16 protein-coding genes are annotated in these 13,600 nt (G+C 63.5%); 10 read left to right on the top strand and 6 right to left on the bottom strand.

The window, feature by feature from the left end:
• Positions 1-59 precede the first annotated feature (59 nt).
• From pcaD to ACHIRB_RS19880, 3 genes are read left to right on the top strand one after another with little or no spacing between them, the layout of a single operon-like run.
• Complete coding sequence (gene pcaD, locus ACHIRB_RS19890) at positions 60-839, top strand: 3-oxoadipate enol-lactonase (protein ID WP_395124754.1); 780 nt, start codon at positions 60-62, stop codon at positions 837-839.
• Positions 836-1,603 (top strand): IclR family transcriptional regulator domain-containing protein, encoded by a 768-nt coding sequence (locus tag ACHIRB_RS19885; protein WP_395116373.1) that lies wholly within the window; start codon positions 836-838, stop codon positions 1,601-1,603. Before pcaD ends, ACHIRB_RS19885 begins: the two co-directional genes overlap by 4 nt.
• Before the next feature lie 16 nt (positions 1,604-1,619).
• Complete coding sequence (locus ACHIRB_RS19880) at positions 1,620-2,837, top strand: acetyl-CoA C-acetyltransferase (protein ID WP_395124755.1); 1,218 nt, start codon at positions 1,620-1,622, stop codon at positions 2,835-2,837.
• A gap of 32 nt (positions 2,838-2,869) precedes the next feature.
• Here the strand turns inward: ACHIRB_RS19880 and ACHIRB_RS19875 are convergent, their stop codons facing one another.
• Positions 2,870-3,640, bottom strand: a complete 771-nt coding sequence (locus ACHIRB_RS19875; RefSeq protein ID WP_395117879.1) for an IclR family transcriptional regulator domain-containing protein — start codon at positions 3,638-3,640, stop codon at positions 2,870-2,872.
• A gap of 165 nt (positions 3,641-3,805) precedes the next feature.
• Here ACHIRB_RS19875 and catA point away from each other — a divergent pair, with 165 nt between their 5' ends.
• Genes catA through catC form a run of 3 tightly spaced genes read left to right on the top strand, consistent with a single transcriptional unit; the run spans position 3,806 to position 6,127 of the window.
• Positions 3,806-4,672: a catechol 1,2-dioxygenase gene (gene catA / locus ACHIRB_RS19870; protein WP_395124756.1), complete on the top strand. Its 867-nt coding sequence runs from the start codon at positions 3,806-3,808 to the stop codon at positions 4,670-4,672.
• Between the two features lie 33 nt (positions 4,673-4,705).
• A complete protein-coding gene (locus ACHIRB_RS19865; RefSeq protein WP_395117873.1) occupies positions 4,706-5,827 on the top strand; it encodes a muconate/chloromuconate family cycloisomerase in 1,122 nt (373 codons plus the stop codon).
• 18 nt (positions 5,828-5,845) lie between these two features.
• Positions 5,846-6,127, top strand: coding sequence for a muconolactone Delta-isomerase (gene catC / locus ACHIRB_RS19860; RefSeq protein ID WP_199707868.1), 282 nt, complete (start codon positions 5,846-5,848; stop codon positions 6,125-6,127).
• Positions 6,128-6,129: 2 nt separating this feature from the next.
• On the opposite strand, the gene ACHIRB_RS19855 is transcribed toward catC, so the two are convergent.
• Positions 6,130-6,813: a hypothetical protein gene (locus ACHIRB_RS19855; protein WP_395124757.1), complete on the bottom strand. Its 684-nt coding sequence runs from the start codon at positions 6,811-6,813 to the stop codon at positions 6,130-6,132.
• 183 nt (positions 6,814-6,996) lie between these two features.
• Between ACHIRB_RS19855 and ACHIRB_RS19850 the strand changes: the two genes are divergently transcribed.
• From ACHIRB_RS19850 to ACHIRB_RS19840, 3 genes are all read left to right on the top strand, one after another.
• Entirely contained in the window at positions 6,997-7,455 is a 459-nt protein-coding gene (locus tag ACHIRB_RS19850; protein WP_395127756.1) for an amidohydrolase family protein, read from the top strand.
• A gap of 66 nt (positions 7,456-7,521) precedes the next feature.
• The gene (locus tag ACHIRB_RS19845; RefSeq protein WP_395124758.1) at positions 7,522-8,256 is read left to right on the top strand and encodes an enoyl-CoA hydratase/isomerase family protein; all 735 of its coding nucleotides are present in this window, start codon (positions 7,522-7,524) and stop codon (positions 8,254-8,256) included.
• Complete coding sequence (locus tag ACHIRB_RS19840; RefSeq protein WP_395124759.1) at positions 8,256-8,795, top strand: SAM-dependent methyltransferase; 540 nt, start codon at positions 8,256-8,258, stop codon at positions 8,793-8,795. The genes ACHIRB_RS19845 and ACHIRB_RS19840 overlap by 1 nt, the downstream gene beginning before the upstream one ends.
• Before the next feature lie 111 nt (positions 8,796-8,906).
• Here the strand turns inward: ACHIRB_RS19840 and ACHIRB_RS19835 are convergent, their stop codons facing one another.
• Genes ACHIRB_RS19835 through ACHIRB_RS19825 form a run of 3 tightly spaced genes read right to left on the bottom strand, consistent with a single transcriptional unit; the run spans position 8,907 to position 11,441 of the window.
• Positions 8,907-9,104 carry a hypothetical protein gene (locus tag ACHIRB_RS19835; RefSeq protein WP_395124760.1) on the bottom strand — a complete coding sequence of 66 codons (198 nt, stop codon included), beginning with the start codon at positions 9,102-9,104 and terminating at the stop codon, positions 8,907-8,909.
• A gap of 14 nt (positions 9,105-9,118) precedes the next feature.
• Positions 9,119-10,279, bottom strand: coding sequence for a fatty acid desaturase family protein (locus ACHIRB_RS19830; RefSeq protein ID WP_199707874.1), 1,161 nt, complete (start codon positions 10,277-10,279; stop codon positions 9,119-9,121).
• A 43-nt stretch (positions 10,280-10,322) separates the two neighbouring features.
• On the bottom strand, positions 10,323-11,441 hold the full coding sequence (locus ACHIRB_RS19825) for a ferredoxin reductase (protein ID WP_395124761.1): 1,119 nt from the start codon (positions 11,439-11,441) through the stop codon (positions 10,323-10,325).
• A 145-nt stretch (positions 11,442-11,586) separates the two neighbouring features.
• Here ACHIRB_RS19825 and ACHIRB_RS19820 point away from each other — a divergent pair, with 145 nt between their 5' ends.
• Positions 11,587-12,213, top strand: coding sequence for a TetR family transcriptional regulator (locus ACHIRB_RS19820; RefSeq protein WP_395114507.1), 627 nt, complete (start codon positions 11,587-11,589; stop codon positions 12,211-12,213).
• Between the two features lies 1 nt (position 12,214).
• Here ACHIRB_RS19820 and ACHIRB_RS19815 read toward each other — a convergent pair whose 3' ends face one another.
• Positions 12,215-13,543: an MFS transporter gene (locus ACHIRB_RS19815; protein ID WP_395124762.1), complete on the bottom strand. Its 1,329-nt coding sequence runs from the start codon at positions 13,541-13,543 to the stop codon at positions 12,215-12,217.
• Between the last annotated feature and the right edge of the window lie 57 nt (positions 13,544-13,600).

Here is a 13,600-nt window from a genome sequence, read left to right as displayed (position 1 = left end):
CAGCTACTCTTGTTCACATAGCGCATACCCGTCCAGATACCGAACATGAGGTCTCGAGAGTGTCCGTCGAACTCGCCTACAAACTCACCGACAACTCGGTCGATAGCCCGACGATCGTGCTCCTCGGCTCCCTCGGGTCCGATCGGTCGATGTGGAATCCGCAGGTTGCCGCACTGTCCGAGACGCATGCGGTGCTGACGGTCGACCTCCGCGGTCATGGCGAATCGCCAACTCCGACAGGGCCGTATACGATCCAGTCCCTCGCCGCCGACGTGATCGCGTTGGTCGACAAACTGGAGCTGACGTCGGTCGACCTCGTCGGGTTGTCTCTCGGCGGAGCAATCGCACAATCGATCGCCGTCGACCATCCCGACAGGGTTCGCACCCTTACGCTGATCTGCACGGCCGCACGTTTCGGTGTGCCGCAGGGGTGGATCGATCGCGCCGCTGCCGTGCGAGCCAACGGAACCGGGTCGATCGCCGCCGCTGTCGTCGGCCGTTGGTACACAGCAGATTACGCCGCACAGCACCCCGACCTGACAGCGCGTTCGATCTCCATGATCGAGAACACCGACGACGATGGTTACGCATCGTGCTGCGAGGCCATCGCCGGCTGGGACGGTCGTGACGATCTCGCTCGCATCTCCGCTCCGACCCTCGTGATCGCGGGCGAGCAGGATCCAGCGACTACGCCCGCCGACCTTCGGATCGTCTCCGATGCAATCCCGAATTCCATTCTCCACGTGTTGGATCCGGCCGCACACCTGGCAAGCGTCGAGCAGGCAGATCGGGTGAACGAATTGATTACCCAGCACATCACAACGGCAGCGCGGACATGACGGAACCGACGACCGACTACGTTCAATCCCTCGCCCGTGGCCTCGCGGTCATACGGGCCTTCGACGCGGCGCACCCGCGCCAGACGTTGAGCGACGTCGCGAAGGCGACCGACCTGACTCGGGCCACGGCGCGGCGTTTCCTGCTGACGTTGACCGAACTCGGCTACGTGCGGTCCGACGGTTCGCTGTTCTCGCTGACGCCGAAGGTACTCGAGCTCGGCTACAGCTATCTGTCGAGCCTCACGCTGCCCGACGTCGCACGCCCGCACCTGGAGGCACTTGCCAAGCGTGTCAACGAATCCACTTCGGTATCGATCCTCGACGGCACCGACGTCGTCTACGTCGCGCGAGTTCCGGTCAGCCGAATCATGACCGTGTCCATCACCATCGGAACCCGATTCCCCGCGTATGCCACCTCGATGGGACGGGTCTTGCTCGCGGGACTCTCGGGCGACGATCTCGACGCCTACCTTGCGGATGCCGACCTCCGTCCGCTGACCGTTCGCACGATCTCGTCCAAAGATGTTTTACGCAAGGAGATCTCGCGTGTTCGCGCTGCAGGGTTCTGCGTCGTCGATTCGGAACTGGAACAGGGTCTGCGCTCGCTGGCCGCGCCGATACGCGATCACGACGGCACCGTTGTTGCGGCCGTGAACATTTCGACACAGTCGTCGCGATACACGGCGACCGAGGTACGCAAGAACCTGCTACCCGCTCTACTCGCCACCGCCGACGCGATACACGTCGACCTCACCCGACTCTAGAACTAGAAGGACAACCATGCCCGACGCCGTCATCTGCGAGCCCGTACGAACCCCTGTCGGACGCTTCGGTGGAGTGTTCAAAGACATTGCGCCGCAGGTTCTTGCCTCGACGCTGATCACCGAGATCGTCACACGAACCGGTATCTCCGGAGCCGATATCGACGACGTCATCCTCGGCCAATCCTCCCCCAATGGTGAGGCACCTGCCATCGGCCGGGTCGCCGCGCTGGACGCGGGGCTCGGCATCGACGTGCCCGGCATGCAGATCGACCGGCGGTGCGGGTCGGGACTGCAGGCAGTGATCCAAGCTTGCATGCAGGTTGCGACCGGTGCGAGCGACCTCGTTCTCGCCGGTGGCGTCGAGTCGATGAGTCAGGCCGAGTTCTATGCGACCGGTATGCGGTGGGGCGTCAAAGGTGACGGAGTTGCGCTGTCGGATCGACTGGCGCGAGCCCGCGTCACAGCCGGTGGCAAGGACTATCCGGTGCCTGGCGGCATGATCGAAACCGCCGAGAATCTGCGCGCCGAGTTCTCCATCTCCCGAGCCGACCAGGATGCGTACGCAGTCCAGTCGCACCAGCGTGCCGTCGCTGCCCAGACAGCCGGCCGTTTCGCCGACGAGATAGTGGGAGTACCTGTCCCCCAGCGTAAGTCCGGCACCGTTATCGTCGAGACAGACGAACACCCACGAGCCGATACGACCGTCGAATCCCTTGGCGGCCTCCGAGCGATACGGGCCAAGATCGATCCCGACTCCACGGTGACGGCAGGCAACGCAAGCGGACAGAACGACGGCGCAGCGATCTGCATCGTGACGACGCCCGAGCGTGCTCGACAGCTCGGTCTGCGGCCGTTGGCGACGCTGGCAAGTTGGGCGGTGGCGGGTGTACCGCCCAGGACCATGGGGATCGGTCCGGTGCCTGCGACCGCAAAGGCGTTGGCGCGCTTGGACTTGACGCTCGACGACATGGACGTCATCGAATTGAACGAGGCGTTCGCCGCGCAAACGCTTGCGGTGCTGCGGACGTGGGATCTGGCGCCGGACGATGCACGATTGAATCCGAACGGATCGGGCATCTCGCTGGGACATCCGGTCGGAGCGACCGGCGGCAGAATTCTGGCGACCCTGCTGCGCGAGATGGAACGTCGCGAGGCCCGCTACGGGCTGGAGACGATGTGCATCGGCGGTGGCCAGGGCCTCGCCGCGGTTTTCAGGGCGCTACGCGCCTCGTGAGTCCTTTTGGAGGGCCCAACCTCCTAAAGGACTCACGAGGCGAAGCCCAAATCGGCGCTCAAATCGGCAGCCGCACGCAGCACGATCGGCACAGCATGTTCGCGGAACTGCTCCGGTGTGTTGCGGGCCGTCGAGGTCGAGCACGCGATCACGCCGACGACCGTGCCACGCGCATCGCGCACCGGCGCCGCCACCGAGATGAGGCCCTTCTCCAGCTCTTCCGAGGTCAGTGCGTAACCCTGTTCGCGGACCCGAGCCAACTCCAATCGCAGCGCCTCGGGCGAGGTGATGGTGCCTTCGACAAGTTTCTCGAAACGAGAATTCGCGACCACATCGTCGACCGTCTCCGCCGACGCCCATGCGAGCAGGGCGCGGCCCATCGATGTGGCGTAGGCAGGCACCCTGGTGCCGACCGAGACGTTGATGCTCATGATTCGGCGCACAGGAACCCGAGCGGCGTACACGACGTCGACCCCGTCCAACACTCCGAGAGATGCTGACTCTTCGGTCTTTTCGGCAACTTCGAGCAGTCGCGGCATTGCGGACTCCAGCAGTGTGTTGGTCGCCGAATAGTGCTGGCCGATGCTCAGCACACGTGGCGTCAGCGACCACCGGGTTCCCGCACCCGTCACGTATCCCAGACGTTGCAGGGTCAGCAGTATGCGACGCACGGCAGGCCTGGACAGGTCCGTTGCCGACGCCAACTCAGCGAGCGTCGGATTCGGGCGATCCGCGTCGAACGCGAGCAGGACAGCGAATCCACGTTCGATGCTCTGGATGTAGTCGCGGTCGTTCTCGGGCAACTTCTCCGACGTCATTCACCCCTCCACACGGTTGACAATCCGTTGTGACAGCGCGCACAGTAGAGGTGTACGCATTGCGGTTAGCAAGTACGCATAGCGTACAACACAACACCTGACATCACAATCCTCACCGGCTCCGCCGACCTCCAGCCCAAGGAGACCCCGATGACCACCATCGAAACCCACACCGATACTGCAATGCCGAGCCCGACCGCTGCAGGATCCGGCAGTGCCGCGACCGACAAATTCAAGAACGAACGCGCAACCGCCGACACCTCTCCCGAGCGCCTCGCCGCGATCGCGAAGGACGCACTGAGCGCACTCCACAATGTCATCCTCGAGCACGGCGTCACCTATCCCGAGTACCGCGTGTTCAAGCAGTGGCTCATCGACGTCGGCGAAGGTGGCGAGTGGCCGTTGTTCCTCGACGTCTTCATCGAGCATGCCGTCGAAGAGGTCCTCGCTCGTAGTCGCAAGGGTACGAAGGGCAGTATCGAAGGTCCGTACTACGTGGCGAACGCGCCGATCCTTCCCTCGGTCTCGACGCTGCCGATGCGTGCAGAAGACCGCGAGATCACGCCCTTGGTCTTTGCCGGACAAGTCACCGACCTCGATGGCAACGGACTCGCCGGCGCGAGCCTCGAGCTGTGGCACGCCGACAACGACGGCTACTACTCCCACTTCGCCCCGCACCTCCCGGACTGGAACCTGCGCGGCACGATCATCACCGACGGAGACGGTCGCTACGAGATCACGACGATTCAGCCTGCGCCATACCAGATTCCGACCGACGGCCCGACCGGGCAGTTCATCGAGGCGCAGAACGGGCATCCGTGGCGTCCCGCCCACCTGCACCTCATCGTCTCGGCGCCGGGCAAGGAATCGGTGACCACCCAGCTCTACTTCGCAGGCGGCGAATGGCTCGACAGCGATGTCGCGTCGGCGACCAAGCCCGAATTGATCCTCGATCCCACCACGGGCGACGACGGCAAGAACCACGTGACCTACAACTTCGTGCTCGATCCTGCCTGAACGAAAACGCCCGTCACACAGAAGGATCGGTAGATGAACGACCTGACCATCGCCTCCGTCGAGACGACGATTCTCGACGTCCCACTCATCCGGCCGCACAAGTTCGCGACCACGTCCATGTCGGCGCAACCGCTGCTGCTCGTCGCGATCAGGACGTCGCGTGGAGTCATCGGCTACGGCGAAGGTGTCGTGCCCGGCGGCCCCTGGTGGGGTGGCGAGTCGGTCGAAACGATGCAGGCCCTCATCGAGCGTTACATGGTGCCGATACTGCTAGGCCGTAGGGTCGACGAGATCACGGGCGCGCTAGCCGACATCGATCGGGTTGTTGCCAATGCGCAATTCGCAAAGGCTGCAATCGATGTCGCCATGCACGATGCCTGGGCACGCAGCCTCGGAGTGCCCGTACACACGTTGCTCGGCGGCGCATTTCGGCACAGCATCGACGTCACGTGGGCACTCGGCGCCGCGCCTGCGGCCGAGATCGTCGAGGAAGCACAGGCGAAGCTGGACGCTCGGATGAACTTCAGTTTCAAACTCAAGATGGGCGCCCTCGATCCCGAGACCGATACCCGACGGATCATCGAGATTGCGCAGGCACTGCAGGGCAAGGCGGGCGTCCGCGTCGATATAAACGCTCGCTGGGATCGACTGACCGCATTGAAGTACCTGCCTCGCCTCGCGGCAGCAGGCGTCGAACTCGTCGAACAACCGACTCCAGGCGAGCAGCTCGAGGTTCTCGCCGAAATCAATGCGCTGCTTCCGATTCCGGTGATGGCCGACGAGAGCGTCCTGACGCCGCACGACGCGCTCGAGGTCGTCTGTCGTCGGGCTGCGGATGTCATCGCGATCAAGACGACGAAATGCGGAGGCCTCAAACGCAGCCGCGACGTCGTGGCGGTAGCGAAAGCCGCGGGCATCTCGTGCCACGGGGCTACCTCGATCGAGGGTCCGATCGGCACAGCGGCGTCGCTGCATTTCGCCTGCGCTGAGTCCGGAATCGACTTCGGATCCGAACTTTTCGGCCCGCTGCTGTTCGACGAGGAATTGCTGCAGGAGCCGCTTCGTTACGCCGAGGGACAACTTCATCTCCCCGAGGGACCCGGTCTCGGCGTCGAACTCAACCTCGACGCAGTGAAGACCTGGACACGAAACTAGCGAAGGCGACGACACACCATGGCACTCTTTTATGTCCGTATGGACGTCGACATTCCACTCGATCTCGACCCGACCGTTCGCACGGAAACCCTTGCGCGCGAGAAGGAATACTCACAAGAGCTGCAGCGCGCCGGCAAATGGGTACACATCTGGCGGGTCGTGGGTCAGTACTCGAACATCAGCATTTTCGATGTCGAGTCACCGGACGAGTTGCACGAGATCCTGTGGAACCTACCGCTGTTCGCGTACATGACGATGGAAGTATTGCCTCTGACGGGACATCCCAGCTCCATCGCGTAGGACTACTTGCCTTCCAGCCAGCGAACTTTCATGTCCATGTGGTTGCCGAGCCACTGTTGGAACTCCGCAGGCTCCGATAGCAGCGGCGGCGGTGGGGTCTCGCCCGGGAACAACAGTGTGCCGCCCTCCGGCTGCCCGACCCTGGTCGGTTCGGCTGCAGCGGGAACGGGCGCAGCCGGTGCCTCGACAACTGGCGGCGCTGCGGCCTGCACCTCCGGTCGTGGTGCCACCGCCGCAGGTGCAACGACCAGCGGAGCAACGACGGGTGCGACAACAGGATCGGGCACGACCGGTGCCGCGGCAGCCGCGACCACGGGAACCTCTAGCGGCGGCAATGCGGCAACGGCGGGGATCTGCGGTACCAGCGCTGCTATCGACGGCAGGTCCAGTGGCGGTACGACGGCAGGTCCGGCGGCTTGGGTTGCCGAGGCGAGCGTCGCATCGTCGACGAACGCACCTGTCAGCACAGTCCCGACAGCGCCGGCACCGATCGCTGCAATGGCCGCGGCCGCGAAGATATGTCCCCTGCTCCAGGTTTGGCGGCCTCGGACCACCGCGTGGTGGGTGACCATGAAGGGCATGGCGGTGCCAGCGCCGGCGGGTACGAGCCCCGAGGGAACCAATGTGGGCAATGCAAGGGAATGGCGCCCGATGGCCGGGCTTGCCTCGATGCTGTGACGGCCCATGTTCTTGACCTTCGTCCGGCCTCGCGAAGCGAGGCGTTCGGTTGATGAAACTGACAATACGGGACCCGAGACCGTTTCGTAAACTTTTCGTGATAGAAAAAAGACTCGACGGCCACGTGCCCGCAATCGTCCGCCGCGGCGACTCCAACCGTCAGGGTTTCCCTTTCGACTTTTCGTCGCGGGATCGAGCGGCGAGTATGCAGCCGACCCACTGCACTCACCACACGAAAGCCGATCAGTCGGACAACCGGTCGAGCCGACCGCGCCTCGCGCGGCTTTCGCACCCGTGACATTCGGGATTCGGGCGGAACGCTTGCGCTCGGGTCCGACTGGCCGATTGCCCCGTACGACGCCCGCGCGATCATGGCCGATGCGCAGCTGCGGCGACCCGCGGGCACACCCGATGTCGACCCGATCGGTCCTGCCCAGACACTCACGGCCCGAATGGCGTTGGAAGGCTATACAACTCACGCCGCCGCGGCCGCAGGCCAAGCCGCTGTCGCGGGCCGAATCGCCGTCGGGATGCACGCCGACCTGACCGCCTTTGCTGTCGATCCACTGACAGCCCCGCCCGACGAACTCGCCGATGCCCCTGTGCTGTTGACCGTTGTCGCGGGAGGGGTCGGGCACCGGACCGCTTGACGGTCGGATCCGCTGGCGGGGCACTATTGCGGGTAGGTGTTCACGACGACTGGAGGCTCTTCTGCCATGACCGATCAGCTCGTTCTGTGTGAGGTGGCCGGTGGCCTCGCTACGTTGACCTTGAACCGACCAGAGAAGTTGAACGCGCTGACCCCTGCGGTGTTCGAACAGCTCGCCAACCATCTGACGGCGTTGGAGCAAGACTCAGACGTGCGGTGCCTTGTCCTCACCGGAGCGGGTAGATCGTTCTGCGCAGGCCACGACCTGAGCGCGCTGTCGGATACCGACGACCCGGGCCATCTGAAGCGTGCGGCGGAAATCGTCGATCAGTTGGAGGCCTTTCCCCAGCCCACCATCGGCAAGATCCGCGGTCACTGCATGACGGGCGGGCTCGAGCTCGCCTTGGGATGCGACCTCATCGTCGCCGGTCAATCCGCCCAGTTCGCGGACACGCACGGTAAGTGGGGTCTCGCGCCGGTCTGGGGAATGTCGGTGCGTCTCCCGGAACGAGTCGGCCGCTCGAAGGCGAAGGAGCTCAGTTTCACGAGTCGCCGGATCGATGGCCGCTCAGCGGCGGACATCGGACTCGCGGACCATTGCGCGGCGGACGATCGGCTCGACGACGCGGTCGAAGAACTTGCCGCGCAGATCATCTCGAACTCGGCGGGCACGAACAGGATCTACAAATCGTTGTTCGCACACCATGCGACCACAAGCCGAGCGGACGCATTGCAGTTCGAACGCGAACTACCGTTCGGAATGCCCGAGGACTTCGGCGCACGAATCGGCGGAAGCAAGTAGTGCCGCCGTCCGCAGCGGAGCGAATCGTCTGGACTGTCGACACTCTCGCGATCCGGCCGACCGATCGGATTCTCGAGATCGGCTGTGGACACGGCGTCGCAGTATCGCTGGTGGCGGAGAAGCTGACCGACGGCACCATCGACGCCGTCGACCGCTCCGCGAAAATGATTGCGGCAACGCAGAATCGGAATGCGGCCGCGGTACAGGCCGGCATTGTGCGGGTGCACTGCAGTGAGCTCGCGGACACGAACTTCGGCGACACGGCGTTCGAGGTCGTCTTCGGCATCCACGTTCCCGTGTTCGTTCGAGGTGAGCCACAACGCGAGTTCGCGGTCCTCCGCAAGCATCTGGTTCCTGATGGACGCCTGTATCTGAGCTACCAACCGCTCGAACCTGCGACAACACCCGCTGTTGTAGATCGACTGTCGACGTCGATCAGAGACAACGGCTTTGTCGTCGAGGACGTCAAGATTGCCGACCTCAGCAGCGGACGTTCGCTGTGCGTCGTTGCGAAACAAAGTAAGGGCACGACAACCTGACAAAGAACTGGCCGCTCCGATGTCTCGGAACGGCCAGTAGGCGCTTCGCGCTCGAGCGCGGCTGAGGGGCCTATAGACCCTTCAACCGCGCACGGGCGGCGTAGCCGCAAGTCAGTCGACGGTGTCGTCTTCCTGTGCCTTCTTCGTTGCCTCGCGCATTTCGAGACCGTCGGAGATCAGATCGCCGACCTCACGCGCCACACCCTTCACCGCGTCGGTGACGATGCTGGCGATGTTGCCGACTCGGGTTGCGGTCGTCTCGGTCAGATCCTGAACCAAGTCTTTGTTGCTTTCGAATTTTCCAACCATGATCGCTTAACCCCTCAGGCTGCAGCTTGTTGACGTTGCACGATAACACTGGGCGCTGAATCCGACCGAACGAGCGAAGGCGGCAGTGCCAGCTTGAAGATCTTCGCCCAGACCGATCCGATCTGCTTGAAGAAGCCACCCTTGTTGTACGGCAGGCCGTACTTGTTGCACAGTGCCTCGACCTCGGGGGCCATCTGCGGGTACCGGTGCGCAGGTACGTCCGGGAACAGGTGGTGCTCGATCTGGTGCGAGAGGTTGCCCGACATGATGTGAAAGAGCTTGCCGCCCTCGATGTTCGCCGAACCGAGCATCTGACGCACGTACCACTCGCCTTGGCTCTCGTTCGCGGTCTCCTCCTCGGAGAACGTCTGCACGCCCGACGGGAAGTGGCCGCAGAAGATGATCGAGTAGGTCCAGAGGTTGCGGACGAGGTTGGCTGCGGCATTGCCGAGCAGCGTGCTGATGAACAGTGGGCCGGTGAGCGCTGGGAAGACGACGTAGTCCTTGAGGATCTGCCGTCCCGACTTGCGACCCATGCCCTTGAGCAGCGGCTTTATGTCTTTCCATTTGCGCTTGCCTTGGACGACGTTCTCGGCTTCGAGGTCGTGCAGCATGACGCCCCATTCGAAGAACACCATCAGCAGGAACGCCCACACCGGGTTGCCCAGGTAGTAGGGATTCCACTTCTGCTCTTTGTCCATACGCAGGATGCCGTAGCCGATGTCGCGGTCCATGCCGCGAATGTTGGTGTACGTGTGGTGCATGTAGTTGTGTGAATGCTTCCACTGATCCGCTGGGCAGACCGTGTCCCATTCGAATACCCGCGAGTTCAGACCGGGCTCACGCATCCAGTCGTACTGGCCGTGCATGACGTTGTGGCCGATCTCCATGTTGTCGAGAATTTTGGAGATGCCGAGCGCGCCGACGCCGGCGAGCCAGAACGGCGGCAGGAAGCCGAGGTACATCAGGCCGCGGCCTGCGATCTCGAAACCACGCTGCGCCTTGATGATTTTGTAGATGTATTCGCGATCTTCTTCACCGAGATCGGCGACGATGCGGGCACGGAGTGCGTCGAGTTCGCGGCCGATCTCGTCGACCTGATCGACGGTCAGTACGACCGGTCCGTCGGCTTTGTCGGGCTTGCTACCGCGGCGCGGCAGGCTGATTACGGACATTGCGTGTCCTCCTGAGTTTTGGGTGGCTGGCTGGTTCGGGGAATCAGATGTCGAGCGTGACGTCGCCGACTGCGGCGGAGATGCACAGCTGAATCGGTTGATCCGGGTCGCTGTCGGTCTCACCTGTCTTCAAGTTCTTGGTGCACCCTGATGTCTTGACTGCGGTGCAGGAGAAGCAGATCCCCATCCGGCAGCCGAATTCGGGGGTGAGGCCGGCGGCTTCGGCTTGCTCCAGCAGGCTGTTGCCCTTGTTGTCCGCGGTGACCCCGCTCGCAGCGAAGGCGATGGTGCCGGTGGCGTCCGCGTCGCCCGCGGCGATCGGAGCGGCGAACTCCTCGGTGAACAACTGTTCTGCGAGTCCGAGTTCGGCGTAGACCGACTGCACACCCTTCATCAGTCCGGGCGGACCGCACAGGTAGGTGTGTGCGTCGCGGTGCCACGGCGCCGCTGCGTCGAGGTGCTCGGTTCCGAAGAAACCGACCAGATCGGCGCCCTGCTCATCCGCGGTATAGGCCAGAACGAGCGAAACGTTGTCGTTCGCGGCCGCGATCGTTGCCAATTCCGCGCGGTAGGGAACGTCGGCTTGTTTGTCCGCGTAGTGCAGGAAGGTGATCGCGCCGGGGTAACCCTCGTCGACCAAGGTCCGCAGCATCGACAGCACCGGCGTGATGCCGCTACCGCCGCTGATGAGAAGTACGTTCTCGGGTCGGTCGGCGGGCAGTCGGAAGATTCCGCCGGCCTGCGAAAGGCTGACGACCAGGCCGGGCTCGGCGTTGGCATGCAGGTACTGCGACACCAGGCCTTCGGGATGGGCCTTGATGGTGAGTTCGATGTGGCCGTCGGTTCGGTACTCCGAGCACGCGGGCGAGTAGCACCTGGTGTGTCGAACTCCGTCGATGACGACGCCGATCTGGACGAACTGACCGGCTGCGAATCCTTCCCACTGCCAGGTCGGGCGGAGGGTCAGCGTCACGGTGTCGTTGGTCTGTCGGACTACGTCGGTCACTTCCGCACGCAAGTCACGCACCGAAGCCATCGGATTGACGAGCTCCAGGTAGCGGTCCAGTTCGTGCGGTGTCGCCATCGTCTCGACGAGGGAAAGCAATCGCTTTCCGGTCAGGATTCGGTTACGAAGGCGCTTTCTCGGCAAGGTAGAAGTCATGGGCTGGCTCCTCGAGTTTTCAGTGCACGTACGTGCACTGAACTAGTGTCGCACCTCGATAGGTAGGGCTGTCAACAGGAACTTTCGTGATCCGAGTTACACATACTCTCCGAGGACAAATGTGCACGGTTGTACGCTCTATGCCATGACTGAGGTGCAATCCCGGGCCGAACGTAAAGAGCAGACGCGCCGCGCGCTGCTGGACGGCACACTCGAAGTGGCAGGCGACCGCGGTTTCGCGAACGTCAGCCTGCGTGAAATCGCCCGTTCTGCCGGCATCGTTCCGACTGCCTTCTATCGCCATTTCACGTCGATGGACGAACTCGGCCTCGCACTCGTCGACGACGGCATGCGTGCGCTACGGGTTGCGCTACGGGAAACCAGACATCTGTCCGCGATGGCGAACGCGCGACTGTCCCTCGAGATCCTGGCAAGACATGTCGACGCCAATCGCAATCTTTTCGGATTTCTCTACCGCGAACGCTTCGGCGGCTCGACGGTCGTGGGCCACGCGATCGAGGCGGAACTCGGGCTGATCGGCCGCGAACTCACTGTCGACCTGGCTCGCACACCCGGCATGACAGAGTGGCGGACCGACGACCTCGAAATGGTGTCGGACCTTCTCGTCAACTCCACGATGCAGGCGATGGGCGCATTCGTCGACGCTCGCAAGCCGGGCAACCGTTCCGAGAACGAGATCATCACACGCACGGAGAAGCAACTGAGGCTGATCGTGCTCGGTATCGCCGCCTGGCGTCCGAAGTCGGACTGACCTACTTCGTCTCCAGCGACTTCTCAGGAGGACGGACTCGCCACAACGCCGCGAGACCGACTCCGAGAACGACGAGGATGCCGAGGATCCCGGCACGGTCGTTGCTGAAGAGGAACGCGAAGAGACCGAACAGCGCGGGCGCAAGGAACGACGCGGCCCTACCGGTCGTCGCATACAGACCGAACAGCTGACCTTCCCGTCCGGGCGGTGTGATCCTCGCGAGAAACGTTCGCGACGACGATTGAGCGGGTCCGACGAACAGGCACAGCAACAGACCGAACACCCAGAACAGCAGCGGACCGGAAACGAAAACCAGCACAACCCCGACGAACAGCATCGAAATCAGCGAGACCGTGATCACGCGTTTCGGTCCGATCCGGTCGTCGAATCGACCGGCGACGAGAGCGCCTAGCGCAGCGACCACGTTCGCGGCAACGCCGAACAGCAGCACGTCCGCACTGGCGATGCCGTACACGTTCACGGCAAGCACCGCCCCGAAGGTGAACACCCCCGCGAGACCGTCGCGAAACAGCGCGCTCGCGATCAGGAACTCGACGGTCCGGCGGTCGACCGACCACAGTTCGCGGACGTCGCGCCACAGCACTTTGTAGGACCCGATGAAGCCGACCTTCGCAGCGCCGGGGTCGGCGTCGGTCTGCGGTACTTCCGGAACGGCGATCAGCACCGGGATCGCCGAGATCGCGAACCACGCGGCCGCGAGCAGCGCGACGACTCGGATGTTGAGGCCGCCGTCGGTGCTGATGCCGAACAGTCCGCGGGTGTCGCCGTCGCCGGCTATGAAGCCGAAGTAGCAGATCAGCAACAGCACGATGCCGCCGAAATAGCCCATCGCCCAACCGAATCCAGAGACTCGTCCGATCGTTTCCGGCGTCGAGACCTGACGCATCATCGCGTTGTACGGCACTTCGGCGACTGCAAAGAGCACCGTACCGATGCCTAGCAGCGCCAATCCGAGCCATAGGTAGCCGGGGGAATCGACGACGAAGTACATGGCCGCCATCGCGACGACGGTGGCAGCGGTGAGCAGACCGAGCGCGCGTTTACGTTTCGCGGTCGCGTCGAATCGTTGCCCGCTGACCGGTGCGAGCACGGCGACGAAGAATCCCGCGATACCGAGCGACCAGCCGAGCCACGTACTCGCCGAGATCGAACCGCCGAGATTGTCGCCGACCGCATCGGTGAGATAAACGGAGAAGACGAACGTCAGGATGACGGCGTTGAAGGCCGACGAGCCCCAATCCCAGATGCCCCACGACACGATCTGGCGCCGGGTTGCGGCTGCGCCGATGCCCGCGGGCAATGTGCTCATGCCACGGGAGCGTAGTTGGACTGGACGCTTGCGAGCGTCGTACTACGGTACGACGCG

This window comes from Antrihabitans spumae (assembly GCF_043944905.1).
GTDB classification, from domain to species: domain Bacteria; phylum Actinomycetota; class Actinomycetes; order Mycobacteriales; family Mycobacteriaceae; genus Antrihabitans; species Antrihabitans spumae.
This window is presented reverse-complemented; position numbering and strand designations above follow the sequence as displayed.

Bases quoted from the DNA above. Each gene is read 5' to 3' on its own strand.
- ACHIRB_RS19885 (WP_395116373.1), top strand. From the start codon at position 836: ATGACGGAACCGACGACCGACTACGTTCAATCCCTCGCCCGTGGCCTC.
- ACHIRB_RS19880 (WP_395124755.1), top strand. From the start codon at position 1,620: ATGCCCGACGCCGTCATCTGCGAGCCCGTACGAACCCCTGTCGGACGC.
- catA (WP_395124756.1), top strand. From the start codon at position 3,806: ATGACCACCATCGAAACCCACACCGATACTGCAATGCCGAGCCCGACC.
- ACHIRB_RS19865 (WP_395117873.1), top strand. From the start codon at position 4,706: ATGAACGACCTGACCATCGCCTCCGTCGAGACGACGATTCTCGACGTC.
- catC (WP_199707868.1), top strand. From the start codon at position 5,846: ATGGCACTCTTTTATGTCCGTATGGACGTCGACATTCCACTCGATCTC.
- ACHIRB_RS19855 (WP_395124757.1), bottom strand. From the start codon at position 6,813: ATGGGCCGTCACAGCATCGAGGCAAGCCCGGCCATCGGGCGCCATTCC.
- ACHIRB_RS19845 (WP_395124758.1), top strand. From the start codon at position 7,522: ATGACCGATCAGCTCGTTCTGTGTGAGGTGGCCGGTGGCCTCGCTACG.
- ACHIRB_RS19835 (WP_395124760.1), bottom strand. From the start codon at position 9,104: ATGGTTGGAAAATTCGAAAGCAACAAAGACTTGGTTCAGGATCTGACC.
- ACHIRB_RS19830 (WP_199707874.1), bottom strand. From the start codon at position 10,279: ATGTCCGTAATCAGCCTGCCGCGCCGCGGTAGCAAGCCCGACAAAGCC.
- ACHIRB_RS19825 (WP_395124761.1), bottom strand. From the start codon at position 11,441: ATGACTTCTACCTTGCCGAGAAAGCGCCTTCGTAACCGAATCCTGACC.
- ACHIRB_RS19820 (WP_395114507.1), top strand. From the start codon at position 11,587: ATGACTGAGGTGCAATCCCGGGCCGAACGTAAAGAGCAGACGCGCCGC.
- ACHIRB_RS19815 (WP_395124762.1), bottom strand. From the start codon at position 13,543: ATGAGCACATTGCCCGCGGGCATCGGCGCAGCCGCAACCCGGCGCCAG.